The sequence below is a fragment of the Paraburkholderia sp. 2C genome (assembly GCF_054589215.1).
Genome location: NZ_BAAILL010000049.1, coordinates 14,066 through 32,871 on the forward strand (window position 1 = coordinate 14,066; position 18,806 = coordinate 32,871).

The 18,806-nt window shown below is 66.2% G+C and carries 13 protein-coding genes and 1 riboswitch; of the genes, 10 read left to right on the forward strand and 3 right to left on the reverse strand.

The features are described from left to right. Positions 1-96 precede the first annotated feature (96 nt). Together ACYPXD_RS24405 and ACYPXD_RS24410 are read left to right on the forward strand one after the other, a co-directional pair. Positions 97-630: an N-acetyltransferase family protein gene (locus ACYPXD_RS24405; protein ID WP_459717108.1), complete on the forward strand. Its 534-nt coding sequence runs from the start codon at positions 97-99 to the stop codon at positions 628-630. Positions 631-850: 220 nt separating this feature from the next. After that, complete coding sequence (locus tag ACYPXD_RS24410) at positions 851-2,266, forward strand: hypothetical protein (RefSeq protein ID WP_459717110.1); 1,416 nt, start codon at positions 851-853, stop codon at positions 2,264-2,266. Positions 2,267-2,411: 145 nt separating this feature from the next. On the opposite strand, the gene ACYPXD_RS24415 is transcribed toward ACYPXD_RS24410, so the two are convergent. The 3 genes from ACYPXD_RS24415 to ACYPXD_RS24425 all read right to left on the reverse strand — a co-directional run bounded on the left by ACYPXD_RS24415 (position 2,412) and on the right by ACYPXD_RS24425 (position 7,071). Further along, positions 2,412-3,158, reverse strand: a complete 747-nt coding sequence (locus ACYPXD_RS24415) for a DUF2968 domain-containing protein (protein WP_459717112.1) — start codon at positions 3,156-3,158, stop codon at positions 2,412-2,414. Positions 3,159-3,369: 211 nt separating this feature from the next. Then, the gene (locus ACYPXD_RS24420) at positions 3,370-5,013 is read right to left on the reverse strand and encodes a gamma-glutamyl-gamma-aminobutyrate hydrolase family protein (RefSeq protein ID WP_459717115.1); all 1,644 of its coding nucleotides are present in this window, start codon (positions 5,011-5,013) and stop codon (positions 3,370-3,372) included. 300 nt (positions 5,014-5,313) lie between these two features. Next, on the reverse strand, positions 5,314-7,071 hold the full coding sequence (locus tag ACYPXD_RS24425; protein ID WP_459717117.1) for a cation:proton antiporter: 1,758 nt from the start codon (positions 7,069-7,071) through the stop codon (positions 5,314-5,316). A gap of 176 nt (positions 7,072-7,247) precedes the next feature. Between ACYPXD_RS24425 and ACYPXD_RS24430 the strand changes: the two genes are divergently transcribed. The 8 genes from ACYPXD_RS24430 (at position 7,248) to ACYPXD_RS24465 (ending at position 18,723) form a co-directional block, all read left to right on the forward strand. Continuing rightward, the gene (locus ACYPXD_RS24430) at positions 7,248-8,624 is read left to right on the forward strand and encodes an amidase (protein WP_459717119.1); all 1,377 of its coding nucleotides are present in this window, start codon (positions 7,248-7,250) and stop codon (positions 8,622-8,624) included. A 198-nt stretch (positions 8,625-8,822) separates the two neighbouring features. Further along, the gene (locus tag ACYPXD_RS24435) at positions 8,823-9,329 is read left to right on the forward strand and encodes a disulfide bond formation protein B (protein ID WP_459717121.1); all 507 of its coding nucleotides are present in this window, start codon (positions 8,823-8,825) and stop codon (positions 9,327-9,329) included. Between the two features lie 492 nt (positions 9,330-9,821). Continuing rightward, positions 9,822-11,357, forward strand: coding sequence for a xanthine dehydrogenase small subunit (xdhA, locus tag ACYPXD_RS24440; RefSeq protein ID WP_459717124.1), 1,536 nt, complete (start codon positions 9,822-9,824; stop codon positions 11,355-11,357). Then, on the forward strand, positions 11,357-13,846 hold the full coding sequence (xdhB, locus tag ACYPXD_RS24445; RefSeq protein WP_459717126.1) for a xanthine dehydrogenase molybdopterin binding subunit: 2,490 nt from the start codon (positions 11,357-11,359) through the stop codon (positions 13,844-13,846). The genes xdhA and xdhB overlap by 1 nt, the downstream gene beginning before the upstream one ends. A 206-nt stretch (positions 13,847-14,052) precedes the next feature. After that, positions 14,053-15,066 (forward strand): xanthine dehydrogenase accessory protein XdhC, encoded by a 1,014-nt coding sequence (xdhC, locus tag ACYPXD_RS24450; RefSeq protein WP_459717129.1) that lies wholly within the window; start codon positions 14,053-14,055, stop codon positions 15,064-15,066. 40 nt (positions 15,067-15,106) lie between these two features. Continuing rightward, a complete protein-coding gene (locus ACYPXD_RS24455) occupies positions 15,107-16,159 on the forward strand; it encodes an adenosine deaminase (RefSeq protein ID WP_459717131.1) in 1,053 nt (350 codons plus the stop codon). 72 nt (positions 16,160-16,231) lie between these two features. Continuing rightward, the gene (guaD, locus tag ACYPXD_RS24460; protein ID WP_459717134.1) at positions 16,232-17,569 is read left to right on the forward strand and encodes a guanine deaminase; all 1,338 of its coding nucleotides are present in this window, start codon (positions 16,232-16,234) and stop codon (positions 17,567-17,569) included. Positions 17,570-17,912: 343 nt separating this feature from the next. Then, positions 17,913-18,096, forward strand: a riboswitch (yybP-ykoY riboswitch). 54 nt (positions 18,097-18,150) lie between these two features. Then, positions 18,151-18,723: a TMEM165/GDT1 family protein gene (locus tag ACYPXD_RS24465; protein ID WP_459717137.1), complete on the forward strand. Its 573-nt coding sequence runs from the start codon at positions 18,151-18,153 to the stop codon at positions 18,721-18,723. Positions 18,724-18,806 lie beyond the last annotated feature (83 nt).

The window sequence follows — 18,806 nt, forward strand, 5'->3', positions numbered from 1 at the left end:
GCCGCGGCGCGACCCATAAAATCGTTTTACGCGCGCCTGCGCTCGCTCCATCCACGTCGTCGAATTCATTACAAACTTCCGCCCGATCCCGCCTCGATGCACTCCACCTCTTCACTTTCGTTGCGCGCGGCGAGTGCGGCCGACGCCGAGCTGGTTGCGTCGATTCACGCCGCGAGCTGGCAGGTGTCCTACCGCGGGCTGCTGCCGGAAGCCTTCCTCGAAAGCGAAGTCGTTCGCGAACGCGCGACGTATTGGCACGCACGCATGACGGCGCCCGGCGCGGACCGGCGCCTCGTACTGATCGCGGAACGCCGCACCCAGCCGATCGCGTTCGCCTGCGTCGAGCGCCAGCCGGGTTCGCCGTGGGGCGCGCTGCTCGACAATCTCCATGCGCTGCCGGTGCATCAACGGATCGGCGCCGGCAGCCTGCTGATGCGCGCGGTCGAAGATTGGGCGCGCGAGCAAGGCGAAACGCAGCTGTGTCTTTACGTGCTCGAGGGCAACGCCGCCGCGATCCGGTTCTATGAACGGCGCGGCTGGCGTCTGTCCGGTGCGGAGCCCGATCGCGTCGGCGGGATCGATATCACGATGCTTCGGTATCTGTATCGACTCGGTGACGCCGCTCGATAGCGGCCCCACGGCAGCGCGGGCACCGCGAGCGCCACACCATTCGTCACCCGTTTTAGGACTCGTCTGATCGAGCGCGCCAGGTCGCCACGGCATCATCACGCCACTCGTCGGTTTTTTTGAGACACAGTCGATCCCAAAAAGCCGGCACGCGTGTCCAGCCAGCGCTTTCGGTTCTCCAGCACGGCCACGCATCTCTTCTCAGATGGAGGCTTGCCGAGCAATGTCGACGAATATCCCTTTCACCGTGGTCGAAGGTGCGGTGGCCTTGCCACCTCTGCGCCCGCTTGGCCCGCTTTCTCAAACGCTCGGTCGCGAATGGGCGCTGCTTCCGCCGAACGTCAGCTTGCGTGTCGAACTGAAGGCGCTGTATGCGGCGATGTTGCGCACGTTCTGCCTGTCGTCGCAGGCGTTCCGGTCGATGTGCAGATGGGAGCCGCTCACAGCGCAGGCTGACGGCGACTCCGCCGCCGCGATTGCGATGGCGGCCGCTGCCTTGCCGCAGCACGGCAGCGCAGCGGCTGCGGCAACTGCTGCGTCGCAAACCGTTGGCGCTGCGCGATCGTTCGCCGCGGCGGCGGGCGCAATGGCCGGTGCAAGCACGGGCGTCCGGCCCGCCGCGCGCGTGCCGCATCGTACGTCGAATCTGAAACTGGGCAGCGCGGTGGCGATCGGTGGCGCAGCCATGCTTGCGTGGATCGTGCTCGATCATTCGCATCGTGAGCCTGCGAACGACACAGGCGCGCGGGCGAAAGTGCCGGCGGCGTCGCACATTGCGCAGCGAGTCGAACCGTCGGAAGCAGCGGCAACCGCGAGCAGCAATCAGATCGCGAACGTGGGATCGGGCAACCAGCCGTCGGCCGATCCGCACACGTCCGTCAATGTCGAGGCGCGCGTGGCACAAGCCGCAACGGTCTCGAGCCCGGAGTCGGTCGCGGCCGCGCCGACGCTCGCAGCATCGAGCGCATCGGCGGTCGCCGGACCGGCCGTAGCCGCATCGCGATCGCGTGCTGTCGAGCCCGCGCTCGCGCAAGCGGCCGTTGCGGCATCGGGCGCGCCGGCCATTGCGGATGGCGAACGCGCGGCTACGCAGCATGTCGCAAGCAAGCCTGCGATCGCGGCCGCGCTCGCCCCTGCGCCTTCACCCGCGACCACCCCCGCGCTTACTTTTGCGGCGACACCCGCAACCACAGCGTCGACCCCATCGGTCGCCGCCAGACCACTCGACGTCGCGTCACGCGACGCCGCACCGGTTGCAGCGGGTCGCAGCCGTACCGCAACCGCCGCTGTGATCTCGACTTCGAGCGCAGCAGCCCCGACCTGGACCGCTCGTCAAGCCGCATCGTCGGCCGCATCGACGGTGAGCCGCTCAGCATCGACAAGCGCGATGCCGTCGGTTGCCGGCAACTACTCGCCGTTCGCGCCGGCCGCCCGGATGGACAGCGAATACGAGTCCGTGACGACGTCGGCCCGCACATACAACCCATACAGCACATCCGGCACGACCGCCGCGAACACCGCAGCGCCGCAGCGCGTGCAGGCCGCCCAGCGCGGCAATCTGGACGCCAACGACACATCGTGGATGAACCGCATGTCGCAGCGGCGCGTGACTGAAGTGCCGGAGCTCTTTTCCCGCTGAGTTCGTTCCCGGGCCTGCCGGCTTTTCCAACCTTGAGCGCGCGCAACCACCAAACTGCACACGCGCTCCCGATCCCCCATGACAAACAGCCCGGTACTGAACTGCACCGGGCTGTTTGCATTCCGACACGCCGAAAGGATGCGGGCTAATGTGATGCAGGCAAGCCCGCTTCGGTTTGCTGCTGCAACTGTTGAATCTGCTGTTGCAGCTGACGCAGCTGGGCTCGCGCCTTGTCTTTCTCGTCACGCAGCGCGAGCGCATCGTCGTGCGCCTGACGCTGATACTCGGACACCTTCGCCTGCTGGTCACGCGCGACGTTCAGATCCGCCTGCAGACGTTTCGCGCGATCTTCCGACACGCCGATCATCTGTTCGATATACGCCTTTTGCGCCTGCAGCTTCGTGCGACGGATATCGACGTCGGCGAGTTGCTGTGTCTGACGGGCAAAGCTCGCGTAGATGTCCTCGGCGCGCGCTTCGTCCTGCAGCTTGATCACGCGCCAGAAATGCTTGTCCTGAAACAAGGCGACGTAGTACGTCAGCTCGCGCGGATAGAAAAAGAGCGAGGCGCCGTATCCGCCGTTGTACGTCGTGCGCAATTCGTTCAGCGACGCGCCCTGAATGAGCCGCGTCAATTCGGCGACGTCGCCCTGTGTGCCGGCGTCAACGGAATTGGCGTCGACGCCGGCGGCGACCTGCCCGGCCGGCGATACGGCGGCGCTCGCGAGCGGCGACGCAAGCGGCAACAGGGCGCCGCTCTCCGCGTTGATCGCGTCCGGGCCAGCCGACCGCGCTTGCCCGGCAGCTGCGGCGCACACCAACCCGCCATGCACCAACACGCAGCCGGCTGCGAGCAGCGCGACGCGCCGAATTGATAAGGGGTACTTCTTCACTGCATGCTCCATGCGATTCCAGAAACAGCTGCGGATTATCGCGCGGATTGGCGGCGAAACGACGAGGTGAACGGGGACTTTAAATTGAGATAAAACAATGCGTGGGGGACGCACCGGCGAACACAATCGCGAACACAACCGCGAACACCGCGTCAGCGCGCCCGCGCGACCGCCCGCCGGCCGCGCGTGCAGAAGAAACCATCAGAAGCAATCAGAAGCGCGTCTCACGCGCGACGCGCAAGAATGTATCGAGCAGCGGCGTGCAATCGAGCAGCTCGGCGCCGCCTGCACGGTGAAATTCCGGGTGCCACTGCACGCCGACCACAAACGGCGCGCGCCGGTAGCGCACGGCCTCGATGATGCCGTCTTCGGCCGACACGGCCTCGATATTGAGGTCGCGCCCGAGCACATTCACCGCCTGGTGGTGAATCGAGTTGACGATCGCTTCGCGCCGGCCGGGGAACATATTCGCAAGCGTCGAGCCGTCCGGGAAATGAACCGCGTGCCGGTGCTGGTCGTAGTGCTCGTTCACGTGGATGCCGGCGGTCGGCACGTCGGTCGCGATATCCTGGTACAGCGTGCCGCCGAACGCGACGTTGATCAGCTGGCAGCCGCGGCACACGCCAAGCACGGGTTTGCCCGATTCGACGAATTCGTGCAGCAGTTCGAGCTCGTACATGTCGCGCACGCGGTCGCCGGGCCATTCGGGGCGCGTCGCGGCTTCCGCATACGACTGCGGCGACACGTCCGCGCCGCCCTGCAGCAGCAGGCCATCGAGATTCTTCGCGTAGTCGCGCAAGCGGATATTGCTCGGGTGAAGCATGCCCTGATGACCGACGGTCGGAATCATGAAGACGAGCACGTCGCGCGACATCACCCAATGCGCAATCGACTCCTCGAGATACTGCAGCGTCTTGCCGCGCAGCCCTCGCGCGCCCGGTTCCGGGTGAAACAGCCGCGCCGACACGCCGATACGCAGCGTGCGCTGCGTAATGCGCTGCCCGGCGCGGTCGAAAATCTGACGCGCACGCGCGGCAAGCACGCGGCCGAACACCGACCACGCGGAATCGCTGCGCTTCAGATACGCGGGCTGATTCGGCGGAATCGCGCCCGGCGGCGGCGGATGATAGGCGCCGAAATCGGGCGCCGCGCCGAATCCGGGTGGCGGCGTCCCCCGCGCGTTGCTCGCAGCCGCCGCCTCGGCGGCAAGCTGGGCACTCGATGCGGCCGCCGCAGCTTGCACACTGGCGGCATCGGCGGCCGCAGCAGCCGCGGCAGCGTCGCGTGCCGAGGGCTGCGGTGTCAGTTGCGCGTTTGCATCCGGAGTCGCGGACGCACCTACCGGAGATGTCACCTGAGGTGTCGCCTGAGGACGCGCCCCGGGCTTGGGATTGTCGGCGGCAAACGCCGACCGTTGCCCGCGCATCGGAGCGGGCCGCTCGACGGTCGCCGCGCTCGACGTGTTAGCGGCAGCGCGGCCCTGATACATCTCGCCCGTCTGCTGCGCGTTCTCGCGACGCGCCTGCGCGGGCGCGCCCGCAGGTTGCGGCGCGCCCGCGGACGAAGACGCGGACGGAGCAGCAGACGCAACCGCGCCGTCGGGCGTGATATTCGATGCGCTCTCAGGGGAATCGGTCGCGGCGGCTTCTTTGGCCGCCGGCGGAGTGAACGCTGCCGATGTTGCTTCGGGCTTCGAACCGGCTTGCGAGCCTGGTTGCGAATCTGTCGGCCCCGCCGGCTTCGATCCCGCCGCCTGCGCAGTGCTGTCCGACGTGGATGCGGCCGACGTGGGCGCGGGAGTGGCAACGGGGGGCGTACCGGACGGTCCGGCGTTATCTGGCTTGTTTTCGCTCATGACAGTTTGTCAGGCGCGCCTTTACGCGCGAACGAAATGAACAAGGTTCAATTATCCGCCAGCGTTCGTCGACCGGCAAACCGGCACACAATTCGTCACATCCGCTCACACTGATGGTCACACAGCGTTACATCGCGTCACGGCGCCGCGACCCCGCATGCAATAAATCGAGGCGAAGCCCGCAGCGAAGCGGCGACACCACGACATCAGCACTACGACCCAAGCACCGCAACGCAAGCACCACGACGTACGCACCGCAAACCCAAGCACCGCAGCAAGCACGACAACGCAAGCGCAACGTCATGGATCGGGCCGCTCATCGAGTGTCTCGCGCAGCGCGATCTGCATCGATGCATGGATGCGCACGAACCAGCGCCAAAGCGCAGTGACGAGCAACGCCGCGCACACCAGCACCGCGATCAGCAGCCCGGTGGGCGGCAGGATCGTGCCCGACAGCGCGGCGACGAGCAGGAACACGCCGACCATCGAGGCCACCGGCACGAGATCCGAAATCGCATAGCGCAGCGCGCGCGTGAGGCGCCCCGCCTTCGCCGGCTGGACACTGACTTCGGCCAGCAGCAGCGCGAGCGATTTTGTCTTCCGGTAGACGGCGACGAGAAACGGCATCGATACGACCAGCGCCGCGCTCCACAGCACGACACGCTGGATCGCCTCGGTCGGCACCCAACCCGCAAGCAGTTTGCTCGCGTATGGCGCGCCATACGACGCGCCGAGAAAGATCGCCACGACGAGCGCGAGATTGACCGAGATCTGCACAATGATCCGGCGCGTCAGGCTGAAGAGCGTAGGTTCGCCGTTCGTCGGCCCGAGGCTGCCGAGCCATTGACCGTAGAGGCCGAACACATTTGCGGCCGCGCGCGGCATCGCCTCGCCGAGGCGCCGCGACAACGGATCGGCGGCGCGAATCAGATACGGCGTGAACAGCGTCGTCAGCGCCGAGACGGCCACCGCGATCGGATACAGAAACGCGCTCGTCACCTTGAGCGTGAGCCCGAGCGACGCGATGATGAACGAGAACTCGCCAATCTGCGACACCGTCATGCCGACGCGCATCGCCGTGCGCCCATCCTTGCCCGCGAGAAAAGTGCCGAGCCCGCACGACACGATCTTGCCGACGATCACCGCGACCGTGATCACCGCGATCGGCCATGCGTAGTCGACCAGCACCGCCGGGTTCAGCATCAGACCGATTGTCACGAAGAAGATCGCGGAGAACGCGTCGCGCAGCGGCGCGATCAGATGTTCGATGCGATGCAGATGCCTCGACTCGGCCATGATCGCGCCGATCAGAAACGCGCCGAGCGCAATGCTGTAATCGAGCTTGACCACCAGCAGGCAAAACGCGAAACAGAAACCAAGCACCGACACGAGCAGCATCTCGTCGCTCTTCGAGCGCGCCACGTAATTGAGCGCGCGCGGCACGACCAGAATGCCGATCACGAGCGACACCGTCATAAAGAGCAGCAGCTTGCCGAGCGTGACCAGCGCCACGCCCGCGGACAGCTCGCCGGTCTGCGCGATGCCCGACAGCAGCACGAGCATCGCAATGCCGAGAATGTCTTCGACAATCAGAATGCCGAACACGAGTTGCGCGAAGCTCTCGCGCTTGAGCCCCAGTTCGGAGAGCGCCTTCACGATGATGGTCGTCGACGAGATCGCGAGAATCGCACCGAGAAAGAGCGCGTCCATTGTCCCCCAGCCGAACGCGCGGCCGATCTCGTAACCGATCCACAGCATCAGCACGATTTCGGACAGCGCGGCGACGATTGCGGTCGCGCCGACGCGAAACAGCTTGCGCAGGCTGAACTCGAGCCCGAGCGAAAACATCAGGAACACGACGCCCAGTTCCCCGAGCGTCTGAATGGTCTGCTGATCGTGGATCAGCTGGAACGGCGGCGTATAAGGGCCGATGATCACACCGGCCGCGATATAGCCGAGCACCACCGGCTGCTTCAGGCGATGGAACAGTACGGTGACGACGCCGGCCAACGCCATCACGACCGCCAGATCCTGAATGAAGCCGATACCGTGATGCATAGCCGCGATCCTTACAGAAGGTAAACTTGAGTTGCGATGGTATCGCACAAATTGTGAGCCGCGCGTGATCGTCGATCGACACTACGGGGCGTCTTCGCTGCGGGCGTATTAATGGACAGGTCACAATAGAGGCCGTTCAGAACCTCCATCGCGATTCTTCATCCGCCCTACCCGCCATGACCACCGAATTCACGCCCTTCCCGCCGCTCGCCCAACTCGCCGCCGATCTCGCCGCCGGCCGCACGACGAGCCGCGCGCTGATCGAAACCGCGCTCGAACGCATCGCCGACCCGGCGGGCCAGGGCGCGACCGTCTTCGTCGATGTCGACGCCGCGGGGGCGCGCGCCGCCGCCGATGCGCACGACCAGCTGCGCGCGGCCGGCACCGTGCTGTCGCCACTCGCGGGCATCCCGGTGTCGATCAAGGACCTGTTCGACATCGAAGGCCAGCCCACTCGCGCCGGTTCGCGTGTGCTCGCCGATGCGCCGCCTGCGCGCGCGGACGCGGTCAGCGTCGCGCGTCTCAAGCGTGCGGGCGCGGTGCTGGTCGGCCGCACGAATATGAGCGAGTTCGCGTTTTCCGCGGTCGGCCTGAATCCGCACTTCGGCAATCCGCTGTCGCCGTACCGGCGCGACGTGAAGGGCGACGAACGCGTGTCGGGCGGCTCGTCGTCGGGCGCGGCGGCGTCGGTGGCGGACGGGATGGCGGCCGTCGCGCTCGGCACCGACACCGGCGGCTCGATCCGCGTGCCGGCGTCGTTCTGCGGGCTGACCGGCTTCAAGCCGACCGCCGCGCGCATTCCGCGCGAAGGCGGCGTGCCGCTCTCCACGACGCTCGATTCGTTCGGCCCGATCGGCGTGACGGTCGCCTGCTGCGCGCTCGTCGACCGCATGCTCGCGGGGCTCGAGCCGGTGGTTCCGGCCGCGCGGCCGCTCGAGGGCGTGCGGCTCGGCGTGCTGACGAACTATGTCAACGAAGGTCTCGACGCCGAAGTCGCAGCAGCAATCGACACCGCGCTCAAACATCTCGAAGCGGCCGGCGCGATCGTCTCGGACGTGCGCTTCGCGGCGCTCGACCGCCTGCCCGAGATCAACCGGATCGGCTTTTCGTCGATCGAAGCCTTTGCATGGCACCGGCCGCTACTCGATCGGCATCGCGACGAATACGACCCGCGCGTGCTGTTCCGGATCATGAAAGGCGAGCCCGCGAGCGCCGTCGATTACCTCGATCTGCTCTCCGAACGGGCTGCGATGATCGCCGAGGCGCGGCCGCTGTGGCAGCGCTTCGACGCGCTGGTCGCGCCGACCACGCCGATGGTGCCGCCGCGCGTCGCCGACGCGATGCGCGACGACGAAACGTTCTTCCGCATCAACGGCCGCATTCTGCGCAACCCGAGCGCGTTCAACTTCCTCGACACCTGCGCGCTGTCGCTGCCGTGCCATCCGCGCGGCTCGGCGCCGGTCGGGCTGATGCTCGCCGGCGCGCCGCACGCCGACGATGCACTGCTCGCACTGGGACGTGGCGTCGAGGCGGTGCTGAACACCATCCGTTGACGAGGGGCCGGCGCGGCGCCCCACCTCGCGAAGCGGGTTCGCCAAACGGACCTGCCCCGTGTCCGCCCCCGGATGGCCGGCCCCCGCGTCGGCCGGCCTCCGCGTCGGCGCGCGTCACGGGGTTCGCGCTAGAATCGCGGCACCTGTCCCGGTTGCACATCAGGTTCCAGACCGGGATCCACGCAACGCCACCGACCCATGTACAACGACAATGCCCTGCTGCGCCGCGAGCGCAACCTGTTGGTCCTGCTTGCCCTCATCTGTGTCGCGCTGGTGGGCGGCGCACTGTATCTGCAGTTCGTCGAGCACCAGGACCCATGCCCGCTGTGCATCATGCAGCGCTACTTCTACCTGCTGATCGCGATTTTTGCGTTCCTCGGCGCGCGCCTGCGCGGCTGGCGCGGCGTGCGCCTGCTCGAAGTGCTCGCGCTGCTGTCCGCGGCCGGCGGCGTCGTGACGGCCGCGCGGCACGTCTATATCCAGGCGCATCCGAACTTCAGCTGCGGGTTCGACGCATTGCAGCCGATCGTCGACGGCTTGCCGCCCGCGCACTGGCTGCCGTCCGTGTTCAAGGTCGCGGGGCTATGCGAAACGCCGTATCCGCCGATCTTCGGCATTTCGCTGCCCGGCTGGTCGCTGATCGGCTTCGTGCTGGCGTTCCTCGCGCTGGCCATCAGCCTGTGGCGCCACCGGCGCGCCCGTTGAACGCCGCGGCCGCCGCGCGCCGGCTGCCCGCCCGCGGTTGACGCGCGCCGATCGTCGATTGGTGCCACTGCGTGCCGCATCGCATATGCCGCGGGCGCCATCTTTCATGTCGAACTGGGCATGCGGCCGGCAGCGCGCCCTGCCCCGGGTAGCCGCCCGCCTTTCCAGGACACGAAAGCACATCCCTGTTCGCGTAAACACCTGGCCATGCGCATATCCTGCGCCGGGCCCGGCCGGGCGCTCGCATACTGGCCGCACAGCCTTGCACGGCGCGGCTTTCCGCGTTTTTCGCTGCAACCCGGGAACGCCTGCGGGGAACCTTCACCGGGCGCGCATGGCCGCACGTAAATAGCCTTCATCACCGTCGAGGAATATTTTCGAGACAAGGTGGTGCTATCTTCCCTACAAGGATGGCGATCTACGTGCGCGAGCCCGGCCAATGCGGGCCCCTGCGTAACGCGCGCCCGGTCCGCAATGTCTTTCCGATCCGCCATGACAAAGCACACCATCCGCTTCTACCGCCAGGGCGCCGTGCACGAGGTGCGCGACGTGCCCGCGACACGCACGGTGCTTCAGCATCTGCGCGAGGATCTACGCTGCACCGGCACGAAAGAAGGCTGCGCCGAAGGCGACTGCGGCGCGTGCACGGTGGTGATCGGCGAACTCGGCGCGCAGGGCGCGCTCGAGCTGAAGGCCGTCAACGCGTGCATCCAGTTTCTGCCGACGCTCGACGGCCGCGCGCTATTCACCGTCGAAGACCTGCGCGCCGCCGACGGCGCGCTGCACCCGGTCCAGCAAGCCATGCTCGACTGCCACGGCTCGCAATGCGGGTTCTGCACGCCGGGCTTTGTGATGTCGATGTGGGCGCTCTACGAAAACCAGCCGGCCGATGCCGGCTTGCCGACGCGCGACGAGATCATCGCCGCCCTCTCGGGCAACCTGTGCCGGTGCACCGGTTACCGTCCGATCGTCGAAGCAACGCAAAAGATGTTCGACTATCCGCGCGTCGCGCTCGACCGCACCGCACTGACGCGCACGCTCGAATCGCTCAGACGCAACGAAACGTTCGAGTACATGGGCCCCGACGCACGCGGCGCCGACTTCGGCACGCCGGCGTATTACGCGCCGCTCACCGTCGACGCCTTCGCCGAACTGCGCGCGCGGCATCCGCACGCGCGCATCGTCGCCGGCAGCACCGACGTCGGCTTATGGGTCACCAAGCAGTTTCGCGACCTGGGCGATCTGCTCTTTATCGGCAACGTCGCCGAACTGAAAACGATCGACCGCGACGCGCAAACACTGACGATCGGCTCGGCCGCGTCGCTCGAAGCGGCCTACGCGGCACTCGCCGCCGATTATCCAGAACTCGCGGACCTGTGGACGCGCTTTGCGTCGCTGCCGATCCGCAATGCGGGCACGCTCGGCGGCAATGTCGCGAACGGTTCGCCGATCGGCGATTCGATGCCCGCGCTGCTCGCGCTCGATGCGCAGGTCGTGCTGCGGCGCGAGTCGACCATCCGGACGCTGCCGCTCGACGCGTTTTATACCGGTTACCAGAAAACCGCGCTCGAAGCGGGCGAATTCGTCGCGGCGATCCGCGTGCCGCGCCCCGCGACGAATCTTCGCTTTCGCACCTACAAGGTGTCGAAGCGCTACGACCAGGATATCTCGGCTGTCTGCGGCGCATTCGCGCTGCACATCGCAGACGGCGTGATCGCGCAGGCACGCATCGCGTTCGGCGGCATGGCTGCGACGCCGCAGCGCGCGCGGCACGCCGAAGCCGCGCTGACCGGCGCCGCGTGGGACGAGGCAACGGCGCGCCGCGCCATGGAGGCGCTTACCGCCGACTATCAGCCGCTCACCGACATGCGCGCCTCGAGCGGCTACCGGCTCAAGGTCGCGCGCAATTCGTTGTGGCGCTTCCATCTGGAAACGCGCGACGACGCGCCGCTGCCGCTCGTCGACGTCAGCGCTTTCGCATACGGCGCGCAGACGGATGCGAAAGCGACGACGAAGGAGGCTCCGTAATGGACCAGGCCACGCGCGCACTCAACACGCCCGAGATCGAGACCGCGATCGGCGTGCCGCTGCCTCATGAATCGGCCGCGTTGCATGTAAGCGGCGAAGCGACTTACACCGACGACATCCCCGAACTGCACGGCACCCTGCACGCGGCGCTCGGCCTGTCGCGCCACGCGCACGCGCGCATCGTGTCGCTCGATCTCGATGCGGTGAAAAACGCACCCGGCGTCATCGCCGTGCTCACCGCGGACGACATTCCCGGCGAAAACAACTGCGGCCCCGTCGTCCACGACGATCCGATCCTTGCCGACGGCGAAGTGCTGTACCTCGGTCAGCCGATCTTCGTCGTGATCGCGACGAGCCACGACCTCGCGCGCCGCGCGGCCGCGCTGGCGAAGAGCGACGACGTCGTGCGCTACGAACCGCTCGAAGCGATCCTGACGGCCGCCGAAGCGAAAGCGAAAAAGCAGTTCGTGCTGCCGCCGCTGCATCTGAAACGCGGCGCGCCGGCCGAAAAAATCGCGGCCGCGCCGCACCGGCTCGCGGGCACCTTCGAAGTCGGCGGCCAGGAACAGTTCTATCTCGAAGGACAGATCGCCTACGCGCTGCCGAAAGAGAGGGACGGCATGCTCGTCTATAGCTCGACGCAGCATCCGACCGAAATGCAGCTGGTCGTCGCGCATATGCTCGACTGGCCCGCGCATAGCGTGGTCTGCGAATGCCGGCGCATGGGCGGCGGCTTCGGCGGCAAGGAATCGCAATCGGCGATTTTCGCGTGCATCGCCGCGCTCGCCGCCCACACGCTGCGTCGCCCGATCAAGCTGCGCGCCGATCGCGACGACGACTTCATGATCACCGGCAAGCGCCACGACGCGGTCTACGAATACGAAGCCGGCTTCGACGATCACGGACGTATCGTCGGCGCGCGCGTCGATATCGCGCTGCGCGCGGGCTTTTCGGCGGATCTGTCGGGCGCGGTTGCGACGCGGGCGTTGTGCCACTTCGATAACGCGTACTACCTCTCCGACGTCGAAATCGTCGCGATGGCATGCAAGACCAACACGCAGTCGAACACCGCGTTTCGCGGCTTCGGCGGCCCGCAAGGCGCGCTCGTGATGGAAGTGCTGCTCGACGATATCGCGTATGAACTCGGGCGCGATCCGCTCGACGTGCGCCGCGCGAATTTCTACGGCATCGGCGAGCGCGATATCACGCCGTACGGGCAGCGCGTCGCAGACAATATCGTCGAGCCGCTCGTCGACGAACTTGTCGCATCGAGCGACTATCGCGCGCGGCGCGCGGCGCTCGTCGAGTTCAATGCGCAAAGCCCGGTGCTCAAACGCGGCATCGCGCTGACGCCGGTCAAGTTCGGTATTTCGTTCAACGTGCCATTCCTCAATCAGGCCGGCGCGCTCGTGCACGTCTATAAGGACGGCTCCGTGCTCGTCAATCATGGCGGCACCGAAATGGGCCAGGGACTCAACACGAAGGTCGCGCAGGTGGTGGCCAACGAGTTCGGCCTGCCGCTATCGCAGGTGCGCGTGAGCGCGACCGACACGTCGAAGGTCGCGAATACGTCGGCGACGGCCGCCTCGACCGGCAGCGACCTCAACGGCAAGGCCGCCGAAGACGCGGCGCGCCAGATCCGCGAGCGGCTTGCCGCAGTAGCGGCGAAACTGCTCGGCGGCGACGCGCGGGACGTGACGTTCGCGCGCGGCGATGTGCATGCGAACGGCGCCTCGATGCCGTTCGCGCAACTCGTCAACGCGGCGTACCTCGCGCGCGTGCAACTGTGGTCCGACGGCTTCTACGCGACGCCGAAGGTGCACTGGGACGCGAAGACGCTGACCGGCCATCCGTTCTACTACTTCGCCTACGGCGCGGCGGTATCGGAGGTGGTGATCGATACGCTGACCGGCGAATGGAAGCTGCTGCGCGCGGACCTGTTGCATGACGCGGGCCGCTCGATCAATCCGGCGATCGACATCGGCCAGATCGAGGGCGGCTTTATTCAGGGCATGGGCTGGCTCACCACCGAGGAACTCTGGTGGAATCGCGACGGACGCCTGATGACGCATGCGCCGTCGACATACAAGATTCCGGCCGTCAGCGATACGCCCGCGGCGTTCAACGTGCGCCTCTATCGCAACGACAATGCGGAGCCGACCGTGTTTCGCTCGAAGGCGGTCGGCGAGCCGCCGCTGCTGCTGGCGTTTTCGGTGCTGCTTGCGATTCGCGATGCGATTGCCGCGGCGTCCGGCGACGAACACCACGAGGCGTCCGGCAAGATGCAGAACCTGCGCCGTGCGCCGCCGCTGCGCGCGCCCGCCACGCCCGAAGCCATCCTCGATGCGCTCGACGCATTGAATGCGGACGCAACGATCCTGTCGAGCCGAAGTCCAAACGGCGAGCCCGTTGCGAAATCGTCCACGGCGTCCACGGCGTCGGCAGCGACGGCCGCAACCACAAAAAGCAAGGCGGACAGCGCGGCGTAGCCGAGCCGTTGCATGGCGAAAACGGCTTGAAGACGGCTTGAAAACGGCTTGAAAACGGCGATTCGTATTGCAATGCGCATCGCAATACGAATCGCGGCAGCACATAAACGATCACGCGCCGTGCGCGACGAAGGCGCGGCGCGCCGCTTGACCCGATCAACCCGCCGCGGCCCCATGCGCCGCGGTCCCGCACGGAGAAGAGCGCAATGCATGCGTGGCTGACCGACCTGCAACACCTGCTCGCGCATGGCGACGCCGTCGTGCTCGTCACGGTCGCGCGCGCCGAAGGCTCGGCGCCGCGCGAAGCCGGCACGAAGATGATCGTCACGCGCGAAGCGGCAAGACATACGATCGGCGGCGGCCATCTCGAATGGAAGGCGATCGAGACCGCGCGCCAGGTGCTGCGCGACGGCATGCGTGCGCCGACCCTGCGCCGGCTCGAACGCTTCGCGCTCGGCCCGAGCCTTGGGCAATGTTGCGGCGGCGCGGTCGTGCTCGCGTTCGAGCGGCTCGACGTCGGCGATCTCGGCTGGGTGACGTCGCTCGCGAAGCGCGTCGCGGCTGGCCAGTCGACAGTGCGCAGCGTATCGTTCGGCCCCGCGCCCGACGCGGTCATGCTGTCGGACCCGGAACCCGGCGTCGAAAGCGCCGACTGCCTGCTATGGGACGGCGCGGGTTTCGACGACAGCGGCGCGTTGCTGACTGAAACTATCGCACCGCGCGACTTCGCCGTCGTGCTGTTCGGCGCGGGTCACGTCGGCGCCGCGCTCGCGCGCGTGCTCGGTACGCTGCCGTGCCACGTGCGCTGGGTCGACGAACGCGACGCGCAGTTCCCGCCGCCCGACACACTGCAGGCCGACAACGTGACGATCGACGCGAACGATGCGCCCGACGAAGCGGTCGACCATGCCGCGCCGAACACCTACTTCATCGTGATGACGCACGACCATCAGCGCGACCTCGCGCTCGCCGAGCGCATCTTGCGGCGCGGCGACTTCGCGTTCTTCGGCATGATCGGTTCGCATACGAAGCGCAAGCAGTTCGAGCACCGGCTTGCCGCGCGCGGACTCGATCCGGCGCGCATCGCACGCATGCAGTGCCCGCTCGGCGTGGAAGGCATCGAGGACAAATCGCCCGAAATCATTGCGATCTCGGCTGCGGCGCAGGTGCTGCGCGCGGTGGAAGCGAACGCGCACGCCGCGTCGACGCACACTGTCTGACCGGATTCAGATCAACCAGAAACCCACGAAGGGACGCACGATGACGACAACCACACCGCCACGCACCGCGCTCGCCGAAAAGGTTGCGCGCGCACCGAAAGCCGAATTGCATATTCATATCGAAGGGTCGCTCGAGCCTGAACTGATTTTCCGGCTGGCGCAACGCAACGGCGTGAAGCTCGCCTACGAATCGATCGACGCGCTGCGCGCCGCGTATGCGTTCACCGATCTGCAGTCGTTCCTCGACATCTACTACGCCGGTGCAAGCGTGCTACTCAAGGAGGAAGACTTCTACGACATGACGATGGCCTACGTGGAGCGCGCGCTCGCCGATCATGTCGTGCACGCGGAGATTTTCTTCGACCCGCAGACGCATACCGAGCGCGGCGTGCCGATCGCGACCGTCGTGGCCGGCATCGAACGCGCGCTCGCGCAAGCCGAACGCCGCGGCATGTCGAGCAAGCTGATTCTGTGCTTCCTGCGCCATCTGTCCGAAGACGACGCGCTCGCCACATTCGACGCCGCACTGCCGCTGTTCGATCAGTACGCGCATCGGCTGATCGGGGTCGGTCTCGACTCGTCGGAGCGCGGCCATCCGCCGTCGAAGTTCGAGCGCGTGTTTGCGAAGGCGCGCGCCAAAGGGCTCAAGCTCGTCGCACATGCGGGCGAAGAAGGACCGCCGTCGTATATCTATGAAGCGCTCGATCTGCTGAATGTCGATCGTGTCGATCACGGCGTGCGCTCCATCGAAGATCCGGCGCTCGTCACGCGCCTCGCCGATGCGCGCGTCGCGCTGACGGTGTGTCCGCTATCGAACATCAAGCTCTGCGTGTTCGACGATATGACGAAGCACACGCTCAAGGATCTGCTCGATCGCGGCGTCGCGGTTACCGTGAATTCCGACGACCCCGCTTACTTCGGCGGCTATGTGAACGAGAACTACCGCGCGACGATCGAGGCGCTCAAGCTTACCGACGACGAGATCTACACGATCATCCGCAACGGCTTCGACGCTTCGTTCATTACGCCGCGCGAGCGCGACGCATTGATCGCGCAACTCGATGCGCACTGGCACGCAGCGCCCGCGCAATAGACACGCGCAGCGAATCCGCACACCGTATCACAACCATTCCTATATTCCACCATTACGGAGACACGTCCTGTCATGACTCAATCGGCTTTTCGCGCACAACTGCTGACGTTCAACGGCGATCCGGCGCAATCGTCCAACGCGGCGGTCTTCGACGAAGACGGCCTGCTGATCGTCGAAGACGGCGAGGTGGTCGCGGCAGGCGCCTATGCGTCCACGGCGTCGCAACTCGCGCCCGGTACGCCCGTGCACGAGATGCGCGACAAGCTGATCGTGCCGGGCTTTATCGATACGCACATTCACTTTCCCCAGACCGACATGATCGCGTCGCCGGCGCCGGGTCTGCTGCCGTGGCTCGAAACCTATACGTTTCCGACCGAGCGCGGCTTCGCAGACCCGGCGATTGCGCGCGACACCGCACGCTTTTTCGTCGACGAACTGCTCGCGTGCGGCACGACGACCGCGCTCGTCTACTGCACGGTGCACAAGGATTCGGCCGATGCGCTCTTCGAGGAAAGCCATGCGCGCAACCTGCGGATGGCCGCCGGCAAGGTGCTGATGGACCGCCACTGCCCCGAGTTCCTGCGCGACACGGCGCAATCGGGCTACGACGACAGCGCGGAATTGATCGGCCGCTGGCATAACAAGGGCCGTCAGATGTACGCGCTCACGCCGCGTTTCGCACCGACATCGACCGACGAGCAGATGCGCGCCTGCGGCGAGCTCGCACGCCGGTATCCGGACGTGTTTATTCAAAGCCACGTCGCGGAAAACGCCGACGAAGTGAAATGGGTCGCCGAGCTGTTTCCGGGCCATCGCAGCTATCTCGACGTCTACGACCACTATGGGCTCCTGCGCCGCCGCGCCGTGTATGGCCATTGCATCCATCTCGACGATACGGACCGCAAACGGATGGCCGAAACGGGCGCGATTGCGGCGCACTGTCCGACCTCGAACCTGTTCCTCGGCAGCGGCCTGTTCGACTTTGCGAAAGCCGATGCAACCGCCATGCCGCTGACGCTGGCGACCGACGTCGGTGGCGGCACCTCGTTCTCGATGCTGCAAACGATGAACGAAGCGCATAAGGTCGCCGCCCTTTCGGGCTACTACCTGAGCGCCACGCGCATGTTCTGGCTCGCGACCGCGGGCGCCGCACAGGCGCTCGATCTCGCCGGCCAGGTCGGCACACTGAAGCCGTGTACCGAGGCCGACTTCGTCGTGCTCGATCCGCAGGCGACGCCGCTGCTCGCGCGCCGCACGTCGCGCAGCAACACGCTCGAAGAACTGCTGTTCGCGTTCGCGCTGCTCGGCGACGACCGCGCGGTGTACGAAACCTATGCGGCGGGGCAACGCGTGCATCGTCGCGATACGCCGCGCGAGCACGCGACGCGGAAAGCGAAAATCGCAGCGTAAGCACCGGGCCCGCCGGCTGCCTGCCGGATTTATCCAAAAATGTCGCGTATCACTTGTGCGTCAACACATCGCGCATGCACACGCGACGCGCAAAACCCGCCGTGCTTGTCCTCGCGGCGGTTTTTTCGGTATGCCAGATGCGTCCGGCTCATTGTGAGATCGGCGTAGACATTCAATACGCATCGAAATCGCGCGAATCGACGCATTCAGGATTCCGACATGCCTGACTGAAACGGAAGACGCGTCGAGTGCGCGCGTCTCGCAATGAAATAGCTGAATGAGGCCTGACGGCGAGACAAGTAACGACAAAGCGCGCCGAACACGCAAGGACGCGTGCTATAATTCTTCGCTCATTGGGGAGTAGCCGCCCCGCTCGATGTCATGCGCCTGGCTTTCAGTTTCAGGAAAGCGCGCACCGCACATCGCTCGCGGGGGCGTCTGTCAACAAACTTGGCCTGTGCGGCCATGGCAGACGCAGCCTTTGGCCTGGCGAGACCGATGATCCATAGCGCGCCGCGACAGGGCCCGGCGCGACATGGGTCGTCGCTCGCTCACATCCGGCCCGGGGAAATCAATAAAACGTGAATCAGGCTTTTCTCATCTCGACCGGCGCGGTCGCGCTCGCCGAAATCGGCGACAAGACACAACTTCTCTCGCTTGTTCTCGCAGCCCGCTATCGCAAGCCGGTACCGATCATTCTCGGCGTGCTCGCCGCTACGCTGATCAATCACGCGGGCGCAGGCGCGCTCGGCGCGTGGCTAGGCTCGCTCGTCACGCCGACTGTCATGCGCTGGGCGCTTGCCGCATCGTTTATCGGCATGGGCCTATGGATTCTCGTGCCGGACAAGCTCGATGAAGAGGAAGCGAAAACGAACCGCACGCATTTAGGCGTATTCGGTGCGACGGTCGTCACGTTTTTTCTGGCGGAGATGGGCGACAAGACGCAGCTCGCCACCGTGGCGCTCGCTGCGCGCTTTCATGATTTTTTCGGCGTCGTCGCGGGCACCACGCTTGGGATGATGATCGCGAATGTGCCGGCAATCCTGCTGGGCGACCGCTTCGCGCACAGGCTGCCGACGAAAGTCGTGCACGGTATTGCCGCAGTGATGTTCGTCGTGCTTGGCGCGCTTGCTCTGTGCGGCGTGGGGATTTGACCGGGGCGGCCCTTGCTGGGGCCGCCGATGCTGGAGCGCCGTTGCTGGGGTAGTCCTTGCTGCGAAAGCACCCGCTTTCGCAG

What these genes read in the sequence shown, in the direction of transcription:
- ACYPXD_RS24405 (WP_459717108.1), top strand. Translation starts at nt 97, where the DNA reads ATGCACTCCACCTCTTCACTTTCGTTGCGCGCGGCGAGTGCGGCCGAC.
- ACYPXD_RS24410 (WP_459717110.1), top strand. Translation starts at nt 851, where the DNA reads ATGTCGACGAATATCCCTTTCACCGTGGTCGAAGGTGCGGTGGCCTTG.
- ACYPXD_RS24420 (WP_459717115.1), bottom strand. Translation starts at nt 5,013, where the DNA reads ATGAGCGAAAACAAGCCAGATAACGCCGGACCGTCCGGTACGCCCCCC.
- ACYPXD_RS24425 (WP_459717117.1), bottom strand. Translation starts at nt 7,071, where the DNA reads ATGCATCACGGTATCGGCTTCATTCAGGATCTGGCGGTCGTGATGGCG.
- ACYPXD_RS24430 (WP_459717119.1), top strand. Translation starts at nt 7,248, where the DNA reads ATGACCACCGAATTCACGCCCTTCCCGCCGCTCGCCCAACTCGCCGCC.
- ACYPXD_RS24435 (WP_459717121.1), top strand. Translation starts at nt 8,823, where the DNA reads ATGTACAACGACAATGCCCTGCTGCGCCGCGAGCGCAACCTGTTGGTC.
- xdhA (WP_459717124.1), top strand. Translation starts at nt 9,822, where the DNA reads ATGACAAAGCACACCATCCGCTTCTACCGCCAGGGCGCCGTGCACGAG.
- xdhB (WP_459717126.1), top strand. Translation starts at nt 11,357, where the DNA reads ATGGACCAGGCCACGCGCGCACTCAACACGCCCGAGATCGAGACCGCG.
- xdhC (WP_459717129.1), top strand. Translation starts at nt 14,053, where the DNA reads ATGCATGCGTGGCTGACCGACCTGCAACACCTGCTCGCGCATGGCGAC.
- ACYPXD_RS24455 (WP_459717131.1), top strand. Translation starts at nt 15,107, where the DNA reads ATGACGACAACCACACCGCCACGCACCGCGCTCGCCGAAAAGGTTGCG.
- guaD (WP_459717134.1), top strand. Translation starts at nt 16,232, where the DNA reads ATGACTCAATCGGCTTTTCGCGCACAACTGCTGACGTTCAACGGCGAT.